Raw genomic sequence first — 20337 nt, forward strand, 5'->3', positions numbered from 1 at the left:
GGGAAAACGGGACGACGGCTGCTGGACGTGGACCGTTCGGCTGCGGTTCACGCGGCTTCCTTAGTTTCCACCAATGCGTCAATCGTGCTTGCTTTCAACGGACTTCGGCCTGGCGGGCGGAGGATGACCCAACAGGACATCCGCCCGCGGGCGCGGGCCGCGGCTCCCGTCCGGCCCGCCCGGCCCGAGCCGCTGCCGGGCCGACGGCCGCTGATCTCGTACGTCCTGCCGGTCTACAACGAGCAGGACGGCATCGCCGCCTTCCACACCGCGCTGACCGCCGCCCTCGCCGAGCGCCCGGACCTCGACTACGAGCTGGTCTACGTCAACGACGGCTCCTCGGACGCCTCGCTCGGCATCCTCCAGGAGCTGGCGGCCGGCGACGGGCACGTCCGGGTGGTCGACTTCGCCCGCAACTTCGGGCACCAGATCGCCATCACCGCGGGCCTCGACCTCGCCGCGGGCGACGCGGTGATCGTGATGGACACCGACCTCCAGGACCCGCCGCGGGTCAGCCTGGAACTGGTCGACGCCTGGCGCGAGGGCGCCGAGATCGTGCACGCCCGCCGCCGCAGCCGCCAGGACACCGCGTTCAAGCGGGCCACGGCCCACCTGTACTACCGCGTCCTGCGGTCCTGCGCCGAGGTGGACATCCCCCTGGACACCGGGGACTTCCGGCTCCTCGACCGGCGGGTCGCCGACGAGCTGCGCCGGTACCGCGAGCGCAACCGCTTCGTGCGCGGCATCGTGGCCTCGATGGGCTTCCGGCAGACCGAGGTGGCGTTCGACCGCGACGAGCGTTTCGCGGGCGAGACCAAGTACCCGCTGCGCAAGATGGCCCGGCTGGCGATCGACGGGGTGACCAGCTTCTCCACGGTGCCGCTGCGGATGATCACCCGGCTGGGCTTCCTGGTGCTGCTGCTGTCGCTGGCCGGCATCGTCTACGCGCTGGCGATGAAGTTCTTCCGGCCCGACATCACCGTCTCCGGCTGGACGATGCTGATGGTGGTGGTGCTCTTCCTCGGCGGCACCCAGATGCTGTTCCTCGGAGTGCTCGGCAGCTACATAGGGCGCATCTACGGCGAGGTGCAGGCACGCCCGCTGTACCTGGTGCGCGAGGTGATCGGCGCCCGCGAGGACGAGCGGGACGGTACCGGTGGCCTCTGAGACCTCGGCCGCGCCCGACACGTCCTCCGGCCGGGCGCCCGCAGAACCGGCCCAGGGCCGGTCCCGCACTCTGCGCCAGCTGCTGAGCTACACCCTGATCGGCGGCAGCGGCGTCGTACTCGACCTCGTGGCCTTCCTGCTCCTGCACAACACCGCGGGCATGGACGAGCAGTTCGCCAACGTGCTCAGCACCACCCTGGGCATCGCCAACAACTTCGTCCTCAACGCGCTGTTCACCTTCGACCGGCGCGACCGGATCGTGGTGCGCTTCCTGCGCTTCTACGTCGTGGGGCTGGCCGGGATCGTCCTGACGAACCTGCTCTTCCTCGTCTTCACCGACGCGCTGGGGATCGACGCCGACATCGTCAAGGCGGGCTCGCTGCCCCTGGTCCTGGCGCTCCAGTTCGTGCTCAACAGAAAGTGGAGCTTCGCATGAACCTCGGCATCATCGGCGCGGGTGCCACCGGCCTGACCGCCGCCTGGGACGCCGTACGCGCCGGCCACCAGGTCACCGTCCTGGAGGCGGCCGGCGAACTGGGCGGTCTGGCCGCGTCGTTGGAGGTGGGTGGCGTTCCGCTGGAGCGCTACTACCACCACATCTTCCGCAGCGACCGCGCCATGATCTCCCTGATCGAGGAGCTGGGGCTCGGCGACGCGCTGCGCTTCCACAAGCCCACCACGGGCATCTTCCGCGGGGGCCGGCTGACCGACTTCACCACCCCGTTCGACATGCTGCGCTTCCCGGAGTTCTCCCCGCTGGACGCCGTGCGCTTCGCCGGCTCCTCCGCCCTGCTGAAGGTCGTCCGGCGCGGTGAGCGGTACAACGACCGCACCGCCCTGGCCTGGCTGCGCCGCTGGGCGGGGCGCCGGGCGACCGAGGCGATCTGGGAGCCGCTGCTGCGGGGCAAGTTCGGCGACCGGGCCGAGCAGGTGTCGATGGCCTGGCTGTGGGCCCGCATCCACTGCCGCACCTTCGAACTCGGCTATGTGGACGGCGGGTTCGAGCGGGTCTACGCGGCGCTGCGGGACGGCGTCGAGGAGCGCGGCGGCAAGGTGGAGTTCGGCAAGGCGGTCGAGTCCATCGGGCAGGACGGCCCGGACGCGCCCGCCGTGGTGCGCTGCGCGGACGGCTCCCGCTACGAGTTCGAGCAGCTGATCGTCACGACACCGCAGCCCGCCTTCGCCAAGGCCGCCGGGCTGCCGGCCGACGACGCCGTGTGGAGGAACCAGTACCTGGGCGCGACCTGCTTCGTACTGGAGCTGGACCGCAGCGCGATCCCGTACTACTGGCTCAACATCAACGAGCCCGGCTTCCCGTTCCTCGCGGTGGTCGAGCACACCCGCATGATCGACCCGTCGGTGTACGGCGGCCGGCACATCCTCTACGTGGGCAACTACGTGGAGCGCGACGACCGGCGGTTCACCACGGAGCCCAAGGAGCTGCTGGCCTCCTTCCTGCCGTATCTGCGGCGGATCAACCCGGAGTTCGACGAGTCCTGGATCAAGGACTGGCACTTCTCGAAGGCCGGTTTCGCCCAGCCGGTGGTGACCCCGGAGTACCGCGCGCTGATCCCCGGCCACGACACGCCGATGAGCCGGGTCAAGCTGGTGACGATGGCGCAGATCTACCCGCAGGACCGGGGCCAGAGCTACTCCGTGGCCCTGGCCCGCGAGGTCACCGCCTCCCTCGGGCTGCGCTGAGCGGAGGCCGAGCGCCGCCCGGGCCCCGGGCGGCGCGCCGGTCGTGTGCCGTGGCCGCCCGGAGGCCCTGCCGGGCGGCCCCGCTCCTCAGGCCGCAGGCGGGCCCTACCGGGTGCCGCCGCCACTCCTGCGGACGCACAGGACCAGGCTGCCCCCGGCGCTCGCGGGCGGGCAGTCGTACACGGCGGCGATGCGCCGCGCGAGGTCCGCGTCGACCTTGCCGGGCCGGAACCAGCCCCGCTCCAGCACCGCGTAAGGGGCCGGGTCGTGGTCGACGCAGTCGGCGTTCTCCCGGAACGACGGCAGCCCGGCGACGTCCGGCAGGAAGCGGCTGCGCTGGAGGAACGTGGCGATCGGGTAGCGGCACCGGGCCGGGTGGCCGACGTAGTACGTGGTGTCGCCGAAGGCGAGGTAGAGCACCGGGGCACCGGCCGGCATCCCGGCCCGCACCCGGTCGGCCTCGTCCTCGATGTGCCGCATCCCGCGCAGATAGGAGGCGCTGGTCATCGTGACCCGGCCGTCCATCGCCAGGTGCGGGGAGCCGGGCCAGATGCTCGCGGCCAGGCACACCACCGCGGCCAGGGCCGCCGAGACGTGCCACACCCCGTACCGCCGCTCTGCCGGCGCCGGACGGGTTCCTTGTGCGCTTCGGCTTCGGGAGCCCCGCGCCTCCAGCAGCGCGTCCACGAGGGCCGCGAGCAGGGCGAGGGCACCGGCCGCCCAGACGACCCCGGGCCGCTGCACCCCCTCCGGGGCCCGGGCGTACAGCACGGGCAGCGCCCCGCAGACCAGTGACACGGCGCAGAACAACCGGGGCGGCGGGCGGCGCGCGCCGCCCACCGCCAGGCCCCACAGGGCGGCGGCGAGCACGGGCAGCTGCGCCGCGTGGTACAGGAACCAGTTGCCCTGCACGACCACGACGGCCAGGGCGCCGAGGCCCACGGAGGCGGCGACCGCGAGCAGTTCGGCACGCCGCGCCCGCCCGCGCATCCGGCCCAGGATCAGCAGCAGCGCTCCGGGCAGGAGCAGCAGTACGGGACTGAGCACGGCCCGGTCGGCCAGGTACTCCACGGAGCGGGTGAGGACGAACGACGGGTGGATCCCGGTGCGGCTCAGGGCCGACTGGTTGATCTGCGGCATGTCCCGCGTCCACTGCCACTCGTGGGACCCGGCAATCACGCTCAGGCCGAACAGGGCCACCGCGGTGGGCACGGCGACCAGGGCGATCCGCACGGCCCGCCCCCGGTCGGCGGCGTACACGAGGAGCACCCCGATGGCGGCCGTGGCGGCGGTGGAGTACTTCATCATCACCGCGAGCCCCAGCGGCAGTCCCGCGAGCAGGGCCGCGGGCCACGGCCGGGCCGGGCCGAGCGCCGCGGCGACGCCGAACACGGTCAGCACCACCGCCGCCCACTCCGGCTGGAGGAAGTCGGTGCGGGGGGCCAGTGCCAGGGCCAGTCCCGTGGCCCCCGCCGTGAGCGCCGCCTCCCGCGCGGTGACCCGGCGCAGCAGCGCCGTGTACAGGGCGGCGGCGGCCGCGGCCGCGAGCAGCGCTCCGGCCGCCTCCAGCAGCGTTTCGCGCAGGCCCGTGCCGCCGAAGGCGATCCGGTCGAGGCCGGCGATGAACCACCGGTAGAAGAACGGCCGGTGCGTGAACACCTCGGACGGCGAGTAGCCGGCGTCCCCGCCGGTCCGCAGCGCCCCGAGGACGTAGTGGATGTCGCCGGTCAGCCGCCGGGTGGCCACGGTGTACACCACGGCCGCCAGAGCGGGCACGGCGAACGCCGGCCACCACAGGGGTGACCGGCGAACGCCCTTCGAGGGCCAGGGGGCGGCGTCCGTACCGCCGTCCCCCTCGGCCGGTGCGGTCGCCACGGATCAGCCGCCCAGGATGGCGCGCAGATCGGCGGCGTTGGCCTCGGTGACCTTCCACAGCTCCTGCTGCCGGCCGTGCACGTCGGCGACGGTCGCGTCGTGGTCGGCGAGCAGGTCCCGGGCGCGTTCCACGAGCCGTGCGCCGAGGTGGCGGTCGTGCACGGACACGCCCCACTCGGGCCGTTCGATGTCGTTCAGGAAGTACGCCATCTTCGGGTGCGAGATCAGGCTGATCACGGGCGTGCCGCAGCCGAACGGGATCATGCCGGCGTGCCCGCGCATGCCGATCACCAGCTTGGTGCGGGCGTACAGGTCGCGGATCGCGTCGTTCTCGAAGTCGTACATCGGGATGACGGGCATCGAGATGCCGTACTCGCGGCGCAGGTCGAAGGCGATCTTCTCGTCGTCCAGCGAGTGCGCCACGCACTTCACCTCGGCCAGCTCGCGCAGGCCCTCGACCGCCTCGGCCATCTGCCGCAGGAAGTAGGCGTAGTCGTGGCCGAAGCGCAGCCCGGCGCGGTCGTAGGCGGCGTTGATCAGGATGGTGTCGTCCCGTCCGGCCGGGTCCTGCCAGTCGGCGACGAGCCGGCGGGTGACCGTGGTGGGGCAGGGCTGGAAGCGCACCTTGTCGTGCAGGTGCGACGGGAGCATGGCGCGCACCTTCTCGATCGAGCCGTGGTTGCGCAGCCCGAAGAAGGCCGACCGCTCCACGAGGAGCCGCAGCGAGGTGCGGAACCGCTCGGCCCGGTAGGACTGGCCGTCGAAGGCGTTGAAGCCGACGGCGAAGACCGCGATGGGCACGTCGATGCGGCTGAGCAACGCGTCCGGGACGTTCCACTGCCAGGCGCTGTTGCCGTTGGGCATGGTGTCCGGGATGAACAGTCCGCCGCCGCCGATGACCAGGCCGCGGCGGGCGTTGACCCGCTCGAGGGCGGCCTCGTCGAACAGCCGGTGGGCGTGCACCGAGTGCCAGCGGCGGGAGGTGGTGTCGGGTCCGAAGGCGAGGCGGACGCTCTCCGGGAGGAGCTTGTCGCCCGCGTTGCCCTGGCGGTCCATGTAGAAGGCGACGTGCGCGAGCTGGTCCTCGGGGCTGCCCTGCTGCTGGGCGGGCACGGCGCCGAGGGTGCGGCTCTGCCAGAGCCGGGCGGCCCGGTGGGTGGGGTCTACGCCGACGCCGGCCATGGCGTACCGCTGCGCGGTGGCGTCGTCGCCGTGGACCCAGGCGATCTGGGCGAGCCGGGCGAAGGCGGTGGCGGCGCGGTTGGGGGCGGCGGTGGCGAGCAGCAGCTGCGCCCTGGCCTCGTCGTACCGGGAGACGCTCATCAGGGCGTGCCCGTAGACCTCGTGCGGCCAGGCCTCGTCGACCGGGATGTGCACCCGCTCCATGATGTCGACGGCGGCCTGGTAGTCGCCGGCGCCGATGTGCGCGAGGGCGACCCGGCGGGCGGTGTCGACGTCGCCGGTGCGCTCCACGTGCGGGGTGCCGTAGTGCACGACCAGGTCGCGGTGCAGGGGCTCGGGCAGGCCGAGGTAGGCGGCGTGCAGTTCGGCGTCGTCGATGTCGAACTCGCGCCAGCGCTCCTGCGCCAGCTCGTAGCCCGACTCGCCGCCCTGCCACGGCTTGTGCCGGCCGGTGAAGTGCAGGACGGCCGTGTCCTCGGGCACCGGGAGGTCGCCGGACAGACGCCGCTTGACGAAGTTGTACTTCGGGTCGAGGCGGACGAAGTCGCCGTCGAGCAGGGCGTTGAGGATGCCCTGGTCGTGCTTGTCGAGCTCGTAGGTGCCGGCGCGGCCGATCTCGTCGATCCTCGCGCAGAACTCGTCGCTCAGCTGCTCCTTCTGGATCACCAGCAGGCCGCTGTTGAGCTTGGACTCGCCGTAGAAGAACTGCGGGACAGCCGCGAACCCCTCGCGCAGCGTGAGCAGTTCGGCCAGCGAGCCGAGGACCACCATGTCCGTGTCGAGGGTGATGACGGTGTCGTAGTCGCGGATGCGGAAGACGTCGAGGATGAAGTACGCCTTGCGCACCAGGTAGTTGTCCTGGTCGCCCTTGACGTAGCTGTCGTAGTGGTCGGCGTCGACGCGGCGCAGCACGATCCGCGGGTGCAGGGCGCGTATCCGGGCTATGGAGGAGGGGCGCAGGTCGTCGTGGAGGACGATGAAGTCCTCGCACACGTCCGGGTTGGACAGCGCGAGCGAGCGCAGCAGGGCGAGGAACCCGGGCAGGTAGTTCTCGTCCACGAAGCTGGCGAAGGCGATGCGGCGCTTGCCGGTCAGCGTGCGGGCGGAGCCCGCGTCGGCGGCCGGTGCCGGGGCCCCGGCCGCGGTGACGACGGGGCCGGGGGCGGAGATGGGGGTCGCGGTCATCGCAGGGAGATCCTCATGCCGGAGACGCTCTGGGCCCGTTCCATGACCCACGCCTTCTCAGTGGTGTATTCGTGGACGGACGTGATGGGCAGCTTCATCGCGGCGTCGACGCGGTACGCGCCGCTCTCGTAGAAGTCGAAGCCGATCAGGTCCAGGGTGGGGCTGACGTCGAGGAAGTCGAGCAGCCAGAGCATGTTGAAGCCGCTGGTGGGGATCCCGGGGAAGGCGTCGGTGCCGAGTTCGCCGATGTTGCGCGCGGGCCAGCGCAGCGACTCGTCCCCGAGGAACCGCTGGGCGCCGGGCACCAGCCGGTGGCGCAGGGAGTACTTCCAGTCGCTGGAGTTCCCGCCGAAGACCAGCCGGGTGGTCACGGACTGGTCCCAGTTGAAGCCGTGCTTGTGGATGGTGACGTGGATGTCCGTGCGCCGGCCGGTGTGGGCGGGGTCGATCCGGTACGAGTTGAAGCGCACGACGAGGTCGAAGTCGTCGATCTCGGAGCCCAGGGAACTCTCGCCGACCGATCCGGAGTTGGCGATCAGGCAGATGGACTTCCCGGCGATCTGGTTGCGGAACTCGCCGAGGGTGATCCACTCCACCCCGCCGAAGAGCGGGTCCGCCACCGGTCCGCGCAGGCGGTTGCGGCGCTGCTCGGCGAAGAGGCCGATGACCTCGGTGAGTTCGACCGTGGGCCGGACGTGGATGCGGGTGACCAGGTCGAGGTACTGGCTGAGCGCTTCCAGGAAGTCCTGCTCCGGGGTGCCGGTGCGGTCCATGGCGAGCAGGGCGCCCACCAGGCGGGCCTGCGCGCCGTCCCAGTCGCCGTCGGCGTGCGCCTGGAGTCCCTCGGCCCACACGTCGGTCGCGGGCCGCTCGGTGAAGGCGGCGGCGGCCGGGACGTCGCGCTCCAGCAGCGCGAGCAGTTCCGCGCGCCGGTCCTGGGAGGTGCGGATGCCCGCGATCCGCGCCGAGGTGCCGAACCCGTCGTCCTTCGTGAGGGCCAGGTAGCGCTCGTAGGCCTCGACCGCGGCGACCGGCAGCCCCATGGCCTCCAGCAGCCGGCCGCGCAGCCGCCAGCCGGCGCGGGAGTTCTTGCGCTGGGTCAGGACGGTGTCGCTGACGAGCAGCGCGAGGTTCAGCTCGTCGTCGTAGCCGCAGTCCAGTGCCTTGTTGGCGACGGCGAGGAGGGCGTCGAGCAGGTCGTTGCCGATGGCGCCGCCGGACGCCTTGGTGCCGCGCCGCAGCAGGCTGCCCGCCGTGGACGCCGCCGGTGCGGACTGCTGTCCGGCCCACAGGGCGAGGAGCTGACGGAGTTGTTCGGCCAGCGCCGCGCGGCGGCCGTCAAGGCTGCCGACGACCTTGCCGCTGTGGACGGCACATGCGCGCAGGCAGTCCTCCAGCTCGGTCGGGGTGACCTCGGCGCCGGGCAGACCGGGTTCCGCCGACGCCGGTCCCCCGGGCCGGGAACGTGACCATCTGCTGCGAACCCTCGTCATGGTGCTCCTGCTCTGAACGGTGGGAAAACGGCATGGAATTGCCAAGGGCCTGGGGGCAAGGTTCAAAAACGTTAAGAAAGCAATACGACCTGTCGGTGAACCGGGCGGGACCAGAAGACAAACACCGACGCGCCGCACGGAAGCGTTCGCGGAGGCCTCCCGGGGTCCCGGCGGACGGCTCTTCTCCGGCCTCGGCGCACGCGGGCCCGCGGCGCGGCATGAGAGGTGAGGGGCATGCCCGGATCAACCGTGGGCACCACACGTCCGCGGCCCGCCGCCGCCCCGACCGGGGCACTGTGGACGACGGGCCGCGGGACGAGGCTCCGGGGGCCCGGCTGCGCGCCCTGGACGGGCTGCGGCTGGTGGCCGCGCTGATGGTGGCGGCCCACCACTACGGCGGCCGGGACGGCGAGGTCACCCGGACCTGGGGGACGTCACCAGGGGGGAGCGGTGGCTGACGCCGCGGCTGCGCGCGGCGCTGTCCCGGCCCTGCCCAGGGCCGGGCGGGCCGGACCGGTGGCTACGCGCTCGCCAGCGTCAGCTTCACCGCGAAGCCGAGGAACAGCACGCCGGCCGCGGAGGTCGCCGACGCCGACAGGCGCTTGCGGCGGCGGAAGGCCGCGGCAAGCTTCATGCCGCCGAATATCAGCGCGCTGAGGTAGAGGACGCTGGCGAACTGGAGGAAGGCGCCGAGGATGACGAAGGACAGCGCCGGATAGGCGTAGGCCGGGTCGACGAACTGCACGAAGAAGGCGATGACGAACAGGATCGCCTTGGGATTGACGAGGCTGACGACGAGGGCGCGGCGGAACGGCCGCTCGCCGGCGGCCGCGGGCGCGGAGTCCTCCTCCAGCGCGGCCTTCTCCCGACGGGTCCGCCACATCCCCCAGCCGGTCCGCAGCATGCCGATCGCGATCCAGGTCAGATATCCGGCGCCGGCGTACTTCACGATCCCGAACAGCACGGGGTTCGCCTTCAGCAGGGAGGCCGCCCCGGCCGCTCCCAGCGTCATGAGCACGGTGTCCCCGCACCAGACACCCGCGGCGGCGGTGTACCCGGCGCGTACGCCGCGCCGGGCGGCGACGGAGAGCACGTACAGCGAGTTGGGCCCGGGGAGCAGGACGATGAGGACGAGTCCGGCCAGGTAGGTCGGGAGGTGGATGACTCCGAACATGGCAAGGAGTGTCGCACGGGGGTACGGCACTCCGTCTCCGGGTTCCGGCGGGCGAGACGGGCGGCCCGGCGGCCCCCTCCCCGCGGGGGCCGCCGTCGCTCAGAAGGCCTCGCTGGGCTCGTAGTTGCCCCACACCTCGCGCAGCGCGTTGCACACCTCGCCCACCGTCGCCCGCGCCCTCAGGGCCTCCTTCATCGGGTGGAGGACGTTGTCCTCGCCCTCGGCGGCCTTCTTCAGGGCGGACAGGGCCGTGTCCACCGCCGTCCGGTCGCGCCCGGCGCGCAGCTCGGCCAGACGTTCGGCCTGCTGAGCCTCGATGGCCGGGTCGACGCGGAGCGGCTCGTAGGGCTCCTCCTCGTCGAGTGCGAAGCGGTTGACGCCGACGACGACCCGCTCGCCGGAGTCGGTCTCCTGGGCGATGCGGTAGGCGCTGCGCTCGATCTCCTGCTTCTGGAAGCCGTGTTCGATCGCCGAGACCGCGCCCCCGAGGTCCTCGACCCTCCGCATCAGCGCGACGGCGGCCGCCTCCACGTCGTCCGTCATCCGCTCGATGACGTAGGAGCCGGCGAAGGGGTCCACCGTCGCGGTCACGTCCGTCTCGTACGCCAGGACCTGCTGGGTGCGCAGGGCCAGGCGCGCGCTCTTGTCGGTGGGCAGCGCGATCGCCTCGTCGAAGGAGTTGGTGTGCAGCGACTGGGTGCCGCCGAGGACCGCCGCCAGGCCCTGCACGGCGACCCGGACCAGGTTCACCTCGGGCTGCTGCGCCGTGAGCTGGACCCCCGCCGTCTGCGTGTGGAAGCGCAGCATCAGCGACTTGGGGTTCCTCGCGCCGAACTCCTCCCTCATCACGCGTGCCCAGATCCGGCGGGCCGCGCGGAACTTGGCGACCTCCTCCAGGATCGTCGTCCGGGCGACGAAGAAGAACGACAGGCGCGGGGCGAAGTCGTCGACGTCCATGCCGGCCGCGACCGCCGTGCGGACGTACTCGATGCCGTCGGCGAGGGTGAACGCGATCTCCTGCGCGGGGGACGCACCCGCCTCGGCCATGTGGTAGCCCGAGATCGAGATGGTGTTCCACCTGGGGATCTCGGCCCTGCAGTACTTGAAGATGTCCGCGGTCAGCCGCAGGGACGGCTTGGGCGGGAAGATGTACGTCCCGCGCGCGATGTACTCCTTCAGCACGTCGTTCTGGATCGTGCCCGTCAGCGTGTCGGCGCGCGCCCCCTGCTCCTCCGCCACCAGCTGGTACAGCAGGAGCAGGAGCGCCGCGGGGGCGTTGATCGTCATCGACGTCGACACCCGGTCCAGCGGGATCCCGTCGAACAGCACCCGCATGTCGTCGATCGAGTCGATGGCCACGCCCACCTTGCCGACCTCGCCGTGCGCGATCGGCGCGTCGGAGTCGTGGCCCATCTGGGTGGGCAGGTCGAAGGCGACGGACAGGCCCGTCGTGCCGTGGGCGATCAACTGCCTGTAGCGGGCGTTGGACTCCACCGCCGTGCCGAAGCCGGCGTACTGGCGCATGGTCCAGGGGCGGCCCGTGTACATGGTGGGGTACACACCGCGGGTGAACGGGTAGGCCCCCGGCTCGCCCAGCTTCTCGGCCGGGTCCCAGTCCTTCAGGGCGTCCGGTCCGTAGACCGGCTCGATGGGCAGTCCCGACTCCGACTCGCGCGTCATGGTGTGTACCTCCGCGTTCCCTGCCGGGGAGCCGTCCCACGGGCCGGACCGCTCGTTCATCTCCCCACCTTGCCCCGTGGTTCGCCGTCCGTCACTCGCGGGGAGACATTCCGGTGTACCGGCGACGGACGCCGGCGGGAGAGCGGGGGGGGGGCGCCATGCGTACCGGAGGCATGAGGAGAGCGGGCGCCGCCCTCGCCGCGGCCGGGGCACTGGCCGCCCTGAGCGGCTGCACGGTGCAGCCCACGGGCCCGGACGGCCGGCCGCGCACGCCGGTGCACATCGAGGTCCCGGACGGCACCCGGCAGCCCGGTGCCCGCACCGGCGACCCCGGCGACGCGAGACCGGGCGGGACCCCGCGCCCGGTCCGCACCACCGCCCAGGTCCTGTGGTCCCGCGGCGACAGCGGCCGTGACGTACGGGAACTCCAGGCCCGGCTGCGCCAGATCGGCTGGCTGTTCGACGGGCCCACCGGCTCCTACGACGACCTGACCGAGCAGGCCGTCCAGGGTTTCCAGGGGAAGCGCGGGCTGCCGCGGACGGGACGGACCGACACGCTCACCTGGCAGCGCCTGCTGGCGATGACGCACGAGCCGGGCCGGTGGGAGCTGTACCTGATGGGCGGGCAGCCGGCCGGACCGCCGGACGGGCGCTGTCTGACCGGCCGGGTGCTGTGCATCGACAAGACCAGCCGGACGCTGCGCTGGATGGTGGACGGTCGAACGCTCTCGACGATGGCGGTGCGGTTCGGAAGCGAGTACACACCCACCCGCGAGGGTGTGTTCCAGGTCTACTGGAAGTCCCGGCACCATGTCTCGACGCTCTACGACTCCCCCATGCCCTACGCGCTGTTCTTCAGCGGCGGCCAGGCCGTGCACTTCTCCTACGACTTCGCGGCGCGCGGCTACGCGGGCGGCTCGCACGGGTGCGTCAACGTACGTGACGAGGCGGCGATCTCGCGGCTGTTCGCGCAGGTGCGGGTCGGCGACCGGGTCGTCGTGCACTGGTGACGCGCGAGGAGCGGGGCGAGCAAGGGAGAGGACGGGGGCGCGGGCGGGACCGGGGGAACGTGTCCCGCCCGCGCCGAAATGCACGAGCCGTGGGTACGGGGGGAACCCCGGCTCTGTGCGGCGGCCGATGACCAGTCGGCTCACTCACTACTGCGCCACGGCCGCGGAAAACGTCACACCCTCGGGGCGAGAGTTTCCTCTGCGCTACGAACCCGCAGGTCAGAGTGGTGGCGGTCGCGGGAGTGCCGTTCCGGGTCCGACCGGGTGACGTCCGGGAGCGGCGGGGCGAACGCCGTCGGGGTGAGGTTCTTGCGGAGGCCGCGGCCGTTGCCGCCGAGGCCGGCTCTGTCCCCGGCTCTGTCGCCGCCCTGGTCGTCGCCCTGGTCGTCCTGGGAACCCTGGTCGCCCTGGCCGCTCCGGTTCTTCCCGCCGCTCCTGCCGTTCCGGCCTCCGCCCTCGTTCCCGCCCTGGTCGTCGCGGCCCGTGTCGCCGGAGCGGCCGTCGACCGTCTTCAGGACACCCCGGCAGTACGACCACACGCGCGCGGAGCCGCCGGCCGCCGTCTCCAGGTCGCGCCGGCGGTCGGAGTCCAGGTTCTTGCCGTCGCGCAGGTCGCGGCAGGACGACACCAGCAGGTTCCAGTGGTCGGGGGCGCCCTGGTCGTCGCCGGAACCTGCGGTGGCGGTGGCGTCGTGCCCGGGGACGGCGTCGCTCTCGCGGGCGGTGCTCCCGGCGTCGCGACCGGCGGCGCCGGTCGCGGTGCCGCCGGGCGTCGGCGTGCCCGGACCGCCGCCCGTGGTGCGGCCGGGCGAGGGCGACACCAGCGGGTGGTCCGGGGTCGCCGGGACGGAGACGGAGGTGCCGGGGGCGGGCTCGTCGCCGCCGAACGGCGTCGGCAGCACGCCGGTGGTGGCCGCCGCCGCGACCCCGCCGACCGCGCCCGCGGCCAGCGCGGCCGACAGCGCGAGGCGTACCGGCCGGCGCCGGCGCCCCGGCCCGGCACGCCGGGAACGCCCTCCCGCACCGCCACGCGCGTGCGTGCCGATCCGGACGAGCCCGACGTCGTCGGAGACCGCGGAACGCGGACGGGAGTGCGCCGCGAGGGCCGCGCCGAAGGCGTCGGTGCCCTCCGCGGCCCGCTCGTCGGGCCGTTCGGCGCGCGCCTTGCGGAAGGCGGCCAGCGCGGCTGCCTCACCGGGCAGTGCCTCGTCGGCCTCGGCGGGACACGCCGAGGCCGACGAGGAGGAGGCGGTGGAGAAGGCGGCCGGGTCCTGGAAGGCGCGGACGGCCGGAGGAAGCGGGGACGGCTCGGCGGACAGGGCGCCCAGCGCCTTGGCGAGCCGTTCGGCCTGATCACGGAAGGTGATGTCGACGGTGTCCAGTGGCTCCCCGCGCAGCAAACGCTCCGCGGTGTCGCGGTCCAGCCACCTGTGCTGCTCCTCGGCCATCACATGTCCTTCTGCGTCCGGGCACGCATATGCGTCACACCGGCGGACGTCACCGCGCGTCCCCGCGGTTCTCGCGGAGGCGGCAGCGCGTCGAGCGCGTGGGCGGACTGCGGATCGTCACCGAGGAGTTCCGCGAGCCGCTTCAGACCGCGGTGCGCGGCGGTGCGCACGGCGCCGGGGCGCTTGCCGAGCGTCTCGGCAGCCGTCTTCGCGTCGAGACCCACGACCACCCGGAGCACCACGGCCTCGGCCTGGTCCTGCGGCAGCCGGGCGATGAGGGAGAGGGTGGTGCCGGTGGCCAGGGCCTCCATGGCCTCGCCCGCGGTGTCGGACTCCGCCGCCCGGGCGGCCAGCTCCGTCTCGTCGCCGCCGATCGCGGGGCGGCGGCCGCGCATGCGTATGTGGTCCAGGGCGCGGTTGCGGGCTATCCGGGCGGCCCAGCCGCGGAACCGGTCGGCGTCCCCGCTGAACCGCTCCAGGTCGCGGGCGATCTGGAGCCATGCCTCGGACGCCACGTCCTCGGCGTCCGGTTCGCCGACCAGCGTGCGTATGTATCCGAGCAGCCGCGGGTGCACGGCACGGTACACAGTCCGGAACGCGGTCTCGTCCCCGTCCTGCGCCGCAAGCACCGCGGCGGTCAGCTCCGCCTCGTCCCCCAGCACCCGTGGTGCCCTTCCTTGCGACTGAACCGGCCCCGCTGGCGCGGACCGGGCTCTCGCCGTCGTGGTTCCTCAGTTGATGGTTGCGGTGTTCGAGGCGGCAGATCGTTGCGGTGTCCATGCCCGCCGCGCCTCGGCGCGAAAGGCACGTTACGGCCTGAAACCGCCTTCCGTCCATGACCGTACAACGTGCAACCAACCGGAGCCGGGGCGAGGTGTGACAGAAACCGCACCCTCGGCGCTGTAAGGAGTACGGGCCGCGCGGCCCGTGCCGCGCGACGGCCGGGGCCTCTCCTGTGGGGGGTGGCGGCCCCGGCCGTTGCCTCGGTGCCCCTCACTCCCCCGTCCGGCCCCGGGCCTCCTCCTCGAGTTGCCGGGCCAGTCGTTTCAGCCCCCGGTAGGCCGCGGTGCGCACCGCCCCCGGCCGTTTGCCGAGGACGCGCGCGGCGGCGGGGCCGTCGAGACCGACCACGACCCGCAGCAGTACGGCCTCGGCCTGGTCGCGGGGCAGCCGGCGGACGAGGTCGAGAGCGCGCTCGGTGGTCATGGCCTCCAGGGCCTGGTCATGGGTGCTGTGCGGACCGGGCAGCTCCAGGACGTCCTGCTCCAGCGTGGTGCCCCGGGGCCGCACCCGTTTCCGGCGCAGATGGTCGAGCGCCCGGTGCCGGGCGATGGTCGCCGTCCAGCCGCGGAAGCCCGCCCCGTCGCCCCGGAACCGGCCGAGGTCGCGCGCGATCTCCAGCCAGGCCTCGGAGGCCACGTCCTCGGCGTCGTCGCCGACGAGGCCGCGCAGATACCCGAGCAGTCCGGGCTGCACCAGCCGGTACGCGACGGAGAAGGACTCCTCGTCGCCCTCCTGGGCCCGCGCGACGGCCGCACCCAACTCCCCGTCGTACGCCTGCGCGCGGCGGGGTTCCCCTCCGTGGCCCAAGAACCGTCCTCGTCCGTAGCGAGTCCCCAGGCGTGCGCACCGCCGACCGGCCGTGTCCACGCCCCCACGGTCATCAGCGTCGGCTCCCACAGAAGTGTCACAGCTCGTCAGCGGCCCACCGGTCCGCGGCTCAGATCCGCTCGGCCCCCATCGCGTCCCGGCACAGCAGCCGCAGCGAGCCCTGCCCCGTGAAACAGCGGCCGGCCTCCTCGATGGGGTCCCACAGCCGTCCGTCCGCGGTGCGCACCCAGTGCTCACCGCCGCTCGACCACCACTCGGCCCCGCCGCCCTGACGGACGATCACCTCGCCCGTGTAAGCCCCGAAGCCGCGCAGCACGCTCCGCACGGCGGCGTGCGGCGTGCCCTCGCGCCGTATCTCCTCGATGGTCCGGTCGACGCGCCACAGGCTCTGCGCCGAGTAGTCCAGGCGCAGCCGAGCGCCCTCGCGCATCGCCGTCACGGTGTCCGCCGCCCACCGCACCGGTTTGGTGGCGGCCTGCGGCCTGCTCTGCTGATGAGTCGTCACATGCTGGACTGTCACATAGGAAAGAGCGCGCTCCGCCCGCGGTTCGTCACCCGCGGGCGCCGACTTCCCCACAACCGGCGCAGGACCGGCGCAGGACCACCGCAGCGTGCCCGCAGGACGCTCACAGACGCCCGCCGCGCGCCCGGTCCGTCGGTGGCCCCGGGCTCACACCCGGCTGCGGGCCCGGCGGGACACCACAGCCCGCAGGACGCGGCGCCCCTCCGTGGAGACCTCCAGGGCCTGCCGGAGTCCGGCACGTCCGTGCCCGGCGACCAGCTCCAGGACGGCGATCTGGCGCCGCAGCTCGCCGGCGACCAGCGGGGACATGCCCTCGGCGGGACCCTGGTCGGGGTTCCCCGCGGCGCGGACGGAGTCGAGCGCCTCGGGGAGGGTGTCGGCGGGGGTGCCGTCCTCGGCCGGGTCGAGGAGCTGGTGGATCCGGAGCGAGGCGACCGAGCAGGCGTCCGCCCACTCGCGCACGTCGGCGCCGGACAGGGCGGCCGGCGCGGCGGACAGCATCCGGCGGGCCAGCAGCACGGCCTCGTCGTCCTCGCCGTCCATCGCCTCCAGCGCGCCGCGCGCCTTCTCCAGCCGCTCGGCCCAGTCGCCGTCCGAGGAGGCGCCGCCGCCCTCGGCGAGGCTCCCCCACAGCGGCCGCAGGACCTCGTCGTCGCCGCCGAGCAGCGGCACGCACCGGTCCAAACAAGCCAGTCCGCCGGCTGCCAGCCCGCGCTCGTCGGCCTGCGCGAGCAGTTCCACCAGACTCATCCACGCCTCCTCAAGGGGCGCCGACGTCCACGGAGCCCGCACTTGCCCGTACTGCGTGCGATCGGCCGGTAGTGTCACACGGGTCGCACACGGAGTCGAGCGAGTTGGCATAAGAAAGGTTTCGGCCAATGAGCGGGACGGCAGGCCGGCGCGCGGAAAGCCGGGCCGGACCGCGGTCGGCACCGGGCCCGCGCCTTCCCTGATCCGGCGTCAACCCAGCTTGCCGGCAAGCTCCTTGAACTCCGTCCAGGGCATCTCCGGTTTCCGCGGGTCCCACAGCTTCTGGACGGTCGCCCGCAGCGGCATCCGGATTCCGGCCGCCACCTGGTCCTGGGTCTGGGAGTTCGCCAGGTCGCACCACACGGCGAACGAGCCGCCGAGTATCTGCGCGTCGTACCGGGCGGGCACCGCCTCCGTGCCGCGCAGCACGCGCGGGTTCCACTGCTCGTAGATCCGCCGGCCGTCCGGGTAGACGAAGGTCTGCGGCTCGCCGAGGACGTAGTAGAGGAACTCGTCGTTGTAGTTGAGCACCTTGCGTCCGGCGTCGAGGTACTCGGCCGGCTGGCGGGCGCCGAACTCCTTGCCCGTCCAGTAGGCGACCTCGATGTCCCGGGCGGGCGTCACCGACGAGCTGCGGAAGAAGCCGTCGTTCCAGGCGCGCGGGGTGCGGTCGCGTCCGCGGACGGCGGCGGCGCGGTCGTTCAGCCAGTCCGTCGTCAGGTCGGCCACGTTGCCGCCGGAGCCGTGGGCCTTGCGCGCGGCGGCGGCCAGCTGCGGGTAGGCGGCCTGGGGGTCGCGTGCGGTCAGCGCCTGGTACTCGTCGCCGCCGAGGTGCCAGAGGCCGCCGGGGAAGAGGCCCGCGTACTCGTCGAACAGGTCGTCGAGGATCGCGGCCGAGCGGGGTTCGGAGATGTCGATGGCGCCGCGCGTCGCCACGCCCTGCCCGTTGCGCAGCTGCGTCTCGGGGTGGGCGGCGATCACCGCGCTGAGGTGGCCGGGCGAGTCGATCTCGGGAACGACGGTGATGTGCCGGCTCGCGGCCAGCTCGACCATCCGCTTGACCTGCGCCTTGGTCAGGTGGTCCGAGGAGACGATCTCCGGGTGCGTGCCGGACTCGATACGGAAGCCCTGGTCGTCGGAGAAGTGCAGGCCGAGCTCGTTGAACTTCAGGTCGCCGAGCTCCCGTATGCGGTCCTCCAGCCAGCCGGCCGTGAACGGCTTGCGGGCGACGTCCAGCATGAAACCGCGCCGCGGCTTGGCCGGCGCGTCCTCCACGACCCCCTCGGGGGCCGTGCCGCCGCCGTGCACCTCCTGCTTCAGGGTGCGGGTGCCGTAGAAGACCCCCGCGTCGGCCGGCCCGCTGATGAGCACGCGGCCGTCGCGCACGGTCATGGTGTACGACTCGGGATCGCCGTCCGTGCCGCCCTTGCCCAGCGCCAGCCGCAGGTCCCCCGGGCGGTCGTCGTCGCGCCGGCCGGCGTAGGCCAGACCGAGTTCGCCCGCGATCAGTTTCCCCTCGTCGGCCAGGGACGCGTCGCTCACCACGACCCGGGAGCCGGACTCCGGGCGCCAGCCGGGGCCGCGGGCCGCGGTGTGGGAGCGCACGGCGGGGATGGTCCGCGGCGCCTGCGACAGCGGGTAGCTGCGGGTGGGGCCGAGACTCGCCGGGCCGGAGGACGCGTCCGGGCCGCCCGACGGGGAGCCGTCGCCCCCGAAGGACCACGCGGCCACTCCCACGCCCAGTACGACAACGGTGACTAATGTGCCCACGACGGCAGCCCGCGCGCGGCGCGGCTTGGGTGCCGGGGCCCGGCGCCTGTGCTTGCTCACACGGCCAACCTAACGGGCCATGACCGCGGCGAGTGTCCACCGCACGTTCTCAAACTCTCCCGTCCGAGTGAAATTCAACCACCCGTCGAACACGTCATGCGCACACCCGATAACGTACGGGACATCTCTCACGGATTCCTCTGCCGACGCCTCCGCCGGCACCCTGCCGACCTCCCAGCCGACCTAGGACCCACGCTGCCCGCGCAGACCCTGGAGCGCTTCAACGCCGCCCCCGCCGCCGAGGCCCACAGGACCCTCCTGACCTGCCTGCACAGCCCCCGCTGGGCCCACCGCGTCGCCACCCACCGCCCCTATCCGGACCTGCCGTCCCTCCTGGCCGCGGCGGACGAGGCGACGTACGACCTGGGCCCCGAGGAGCTGGCCGGGGCGCTGGCGGAAGAACCCCTGCCCAAGCTGCCCGCCCACACGTACGCGGCCGCCTCCACCGCCCTGAGCGCCGGCTACGCCGCCTATGAGGCGAGATTCGGCCACACCTTCGTCATCTGCCTGGACGGCACCGCCCCGGACGAGGCCCTGGACCGGGTCCTGCCGGCGATCCGGTCCCGGCTGACCAACGATCCGGAGGACGAGCGCGTCGCCGCCCGCGAGGAGCTGCGGGGCCTCGCGCACGGGCGCCTGCGGGGCCTGCTGGGCGCCGCCACTGCGCCGTCCGTGCACCTTTGAGAGCGCGCTCGATCACACGGGCGGACCCCGCCGTAAGGCCCCCGCCAGCAGCTCGGTACGATACTGGGGGCCGGTGGACCGTACCCGGCCGGGCCCGACCGACAGTGAAGCCGGCGCGGCCCTAGTCCCCGCTCCCGGAGGGTTCTTCCGTGCCGGCTGGAACGCTGTACCGCGGCCGGGAAGGAATGTGGTCCTGGGTGGCTCATCGAGTCACCGGCGTCCTCATCTTCTTCTTCCTGTTCGTCCATGTGCTGGACACCGCACTCGTGCGTGTGTCTCCGGAGGCCTACGACAAGGTCGTGGCCACCTACAAGACGCCGATCGTCGCCGTACTCGAGTACGGGCTGGTCGCCGCCATCCTCTTCCACGCTCTCAACGGCCTGCGTGTCATCGCCGTCGACTTCTGGGCCAAGGGCGCCCGGTACCAGAAGCAGATGCTGTGGTCCGTGGTCGGCGTCTGGATCCTGCTCATGATCGGGGCGATCTACCCCGTCCTCGGCCACGCCGCTCGTGCAGTATTCGGGAGCTGACGCACATGTCCACCACTGAAACCACCGCTTCCGGGATCGGCCCGGTAGAGGGCGGCTCCGTCTACGGCGTGGACAACCCCGCCCCCCTCATCGAGGCCCCGCGTCAGCGCACCCGGAAGACGCCGAAGTCGACCCGCGGCAACTTCGAGATGTACGGCTGGCTGTTCATGCGGCTGTCCGGCATCGTCCTGGTCGTCCTCGTCATCGGCCACCTCCTGATCCAGCTCGTCCTGGACGGCGGCGTCTCCAAGATCGGCTTCGCCTTCGTGGCGGGCCGCTGGGCCTCGCCCTGGTGGCAGGTCTGGGACCTCGCCATGCTCTGGCTGGCGATGCTGCACGGCTGCAACGGCCTGCGCACGGTCATCAACGACTACGCGGAGCGCGCCAACACGCGCCTGTGGCTGAAGGCACTGCTCTACACCGCCACGGTGTGGACCATCCTGCTGGGCACGCTGGTGATCTTCACCTTCGACCCGAACATCCGCTAGGCCCCG

General features: G+C 72.8%; 18 protein-coding genes and 1 pseudogene. 8 read left to right on the top strand and 11 right to left on the bottom strand.

Annotated elements, in window-relative coordinates:
• Positions 1-123: 123 nt before the first annotated feature.
• Genes ACIP4X_RS08840 through ACIP4X_RS08850 form a run of 3 tightly spaced genes read left to right on the top strand, consistent with a single transcriptional unit; the run spans position 124 to position 2868 of the window.
• Positions 124-1167, top strand: a complete 1044-nt coding sequence (locus ACIP4X_RS08840) for a glycosyltransferase family 2 protein (protein WP_401347455.1) — start codon at positions 124-126, stop codon at positions 1165-1167.
• Positions 1157-1603, top strand: a complete 447-nt coding sequence (locus tag ACIP4X_RS08845) for a GtrA family protein (protein WP_358735916.1) — start codon at positions 1157-1159, stop codon at positions 1601-1603. Before ACIP4X_RS08840 ends, ACIP4X_RS08845 begins: the two co-directional genes overlap by 11 nt.
• Complete coding sequence (locus ACIP4X_RS08850; RefSeq protein WP_401347457.1) at positions 1600-2868, top strand: NAD(P)/FAD-dependent oxidoreductase; 1269 nt, start codon at positions 1600-1602, stop codon at positions 2866-2868. The genes ACIP4X_RS08845 and ACIP4X_RS08850 overlap by 4 nt, the downstream gene beginning before the upstream one ends.
• Before the next feature lie 105 nt (positions 2869-2973).
• Here the strand turns inward: ACIP4X_RS08850 and ACIP4X_RS08855 are convergent, their stop codons facing one another.
• Genes ACIP4X_RS08855 through ACIP4X_RS08865 form a run of 3 tightly spaced genes read right to left on the bottom strand, consistent with a single transcriptional unit; the run spans position 2974 to position 8603 of the window.
• Entirely contained in the window at positions 2974-4743 is a 1770-nt protein-coding gene (locus ACIP4X_RS08855) for a hypothetical protein (RefSeq protein WP_401347459.1), read from the bottom strand.
• A 3-nt stretch (positions 4744-4746) separates the two neighbouring features.
• On the bottom strand, positions 4747-7110 hold the full coding sequence (locus ACIP4X_RS08860) for a glycosyltransferase (protein WP_401347461.1): 2364 nt from the start codon (positions 7108-7110) through the stop codon (positions 4747-4749).
• Entirely contained in the window at positions 7107-8603 is a 1497-nt protein-coding gene (locus tag ACIP4X_RS08865) for a glycosyltransferase family 29 protein (RefSeq protein WP_401347464.1), read from the bottom strand. The genes ACIP4X_RS08860 and ACIP4X_RS08865 overlap by 4 nt, the downstream gene beginning before the upstream one ends.
• Before the next feature lie 218 nt (positions 8604-8821).
• On the opposite strand from ACIP4X_RS08865, the pseudogene ACIP4X_RS08870 reads away from it, so the two are divergent.
• Positions 8822-9043, top strand: a pseudogene (locus ACIP4X_RS08870) (hypothetical protein); the annotation flags it as partial.
• Positions 9044-9123: 80 nt separating this feature from the next.
• Here ACIP4X_RS08870 and leuE read toward each other — a convergent pair.
• Together leuE and ACIP4X_RS08880 are read right to left on the bottom strand one after the other, a co-directional pair.
• Positions 9124-9777: a leucine efflux protein LeuE gene (leuE, locus tag ACIP4X_RS08875; RefSeq protein WP_358735909.1), complete on the bottom strand. Its 654-nt coding sequence runs from the start codon at positions 9775-9777 to the stop codon at positions 9124-9126.
• Positions 9778-9876: 99 nt separating this feature from the next.
• Positions 9877-11457 (bottom strand): methylmalonyl-CoA mutase, encoded by a 1581-nt coding sequence (locus ACIP4X_RS08880; RefSeq protein ID WP_401347466.1) that lies wholly within the window; start codon positions 11455-11457, stop codon positions 9877-9879.
• A 158-nt stretch (positions 11458-11615) separates the two neighbouring features.
• On the opposite strand from ACIP4X_RS08880, the gene ACIP4X_RS08885 reads away from it, so the two are divergent.
• The gene (locus tag ACIP4X_RS08885) at positions 11616-12467 is read left to right on the top strand and encodes a L,D-transpeptidase family protein (RefSeq protein WP_401347469.1); all 852 of its coding nucleotides are present in this window, start codon (positions 11616-11618) and stop codon (positions 12465-12467) included.
• Positions 12468-12640: 173 nt separating this feature from the next.
• Here ACIP4X_RS08885 and ACIP4X_RS08890 read toward each other — a convergent pair whose 3' ends face one another.
• The 6 genes from ACIP4X_RS08890 to ACIP4X_RS08915 form a co-directional block, all read right to left on the bottom strand.
• Positions 12641-13915 (bottom strand): extensin, encoded by a 1275-nt coding sequence (locus ACIP4X_RS08890; RefSeq protein ID WP_401347472.1) that lies wholly within the window; start codon positions 13913-13915, stop codon positions 12641-12643.
• The gene (locus ACIP4X_RS08895) at positions 13915-14577 is read right to left on the bottom strand and encodes an RNA polymerase sigma factor (RefSeq protein ID WP_401347475.1); all 663 of its coding nucleotides are present in this window, start codon (positions 14575-14577) and stop codon (positions 13915-13917) included. The genes ACIP4X_RS08890 and ACIP4X_RS08895 overlap by 1 nt, the downstream gene beginning before the upstream one ends.
• Before the next feature lie 331 nt (positions 14578-14908).
• The gene (locus ACIP4X_RS08900; RefSeq protein WP_358734094.1) at positions 14909-15505 is read right to left on the bottom strand and encodes an RNA polymerase sigma factor; all 597 of its coding nucleotides are present in this window, start codon (positions 15503-15505) and stop codon (positions 14909-14911) included.
• Positions 15506-15635: 130 nt separating this feature from the next.
• Positions 15636-16031 carry a hypothetical protein gene (locus ACIP4X_RS08905; protein ID WP_358734092.1) on the bottom strand — a complete coding sequence of 132 codons (396 nt, stop codon included), beginning with the start codon at positions 16029-16031 and terminating at the stop codon, positions 15636-15638.
• 165 nt (positions 16032-16196) lie between these two features.
• Positions 16197-16799: a hypothetical protein gene (locus ACIP4X_RS08910; RefSeq protein WP_358734090.1), complete on the bottom strand. Its 603-nt coding sequence runs from the start codon at positions 16797-16799 to the stop codon at positions 16197-16199.
• Positions 16800-17009: 210 nt separating this feature from the next.
• Positions 17010-18629: a glycoside hydrolase family 20 protein gene (locus tag ACIP4X_RS08915; protein WP_401347478.1), complete on the bottom strand. Its 1620-nt coding sequence runs from the start codon at positions 18627-18629 to the stop codon at positions 17010-17012.
• Positions 18630-18725: 96 nt separating this feature from the next.
• Here ACIP4X_RS08915 and ACIP4X_RS08920 point away from each other — a divergent pair, with 96 nt between their 5' ends.
• From ACIP4X_RS08920 to ACIP4X_RS08930, 3 genes are all read left to right on the top strand, one after another.
• On the top strand, positions 18726-19313 hold the full coding sequence (locus tag ACIP4X_RS08920) for a 2-oxo-4-hydroxy-4-carboxy-5-ureidoimidazoline decarboxylase (protein WP_391456162.1): 588 nt from the start codon (positions 18726-18728) through the stop codon (positions 19311-19313).
• A gap of 149 nt (positions 19314-19462) precedes the next feature.
• Positions 19463-19843, top strand: coding sequence for a succinate dehydrogenase, cytochrome b556 subunit (gene sdhC, locus ACIP4X_RS08925; RefSeq protein ID WP_358734087.1), 381 nt, complete (start codon positions 19463-19465; stop codon positions 19841-19843).
• Positions 19844-19848: 5 nt separating this feature from the next.
• Positions 19849-20331, top strand: coding sequence for a succinate dehydrogenase hydrophobic membrane anchor subunit (locus ACIP4X_RS08930; RefSeq protein WP_141359140.1), 483 nt, complete (start codon positions 19849-19851; stop codon positions 20329-20331).
• The last annotated feature ends 6 nt before the right edge of the window (positions 20332-20337 follow it).

The sequence above is a fragment of the Streptomyces sp. NPDC088817 genome (assembly GCF_044750345.1).
In the GTDB taxonomy this organism is placed as follows: domain Bacteria; phylum Actinomycetota; class Actinomycetes; order Streptomycetales; family Streptomycetaceae; genus Streptomyces.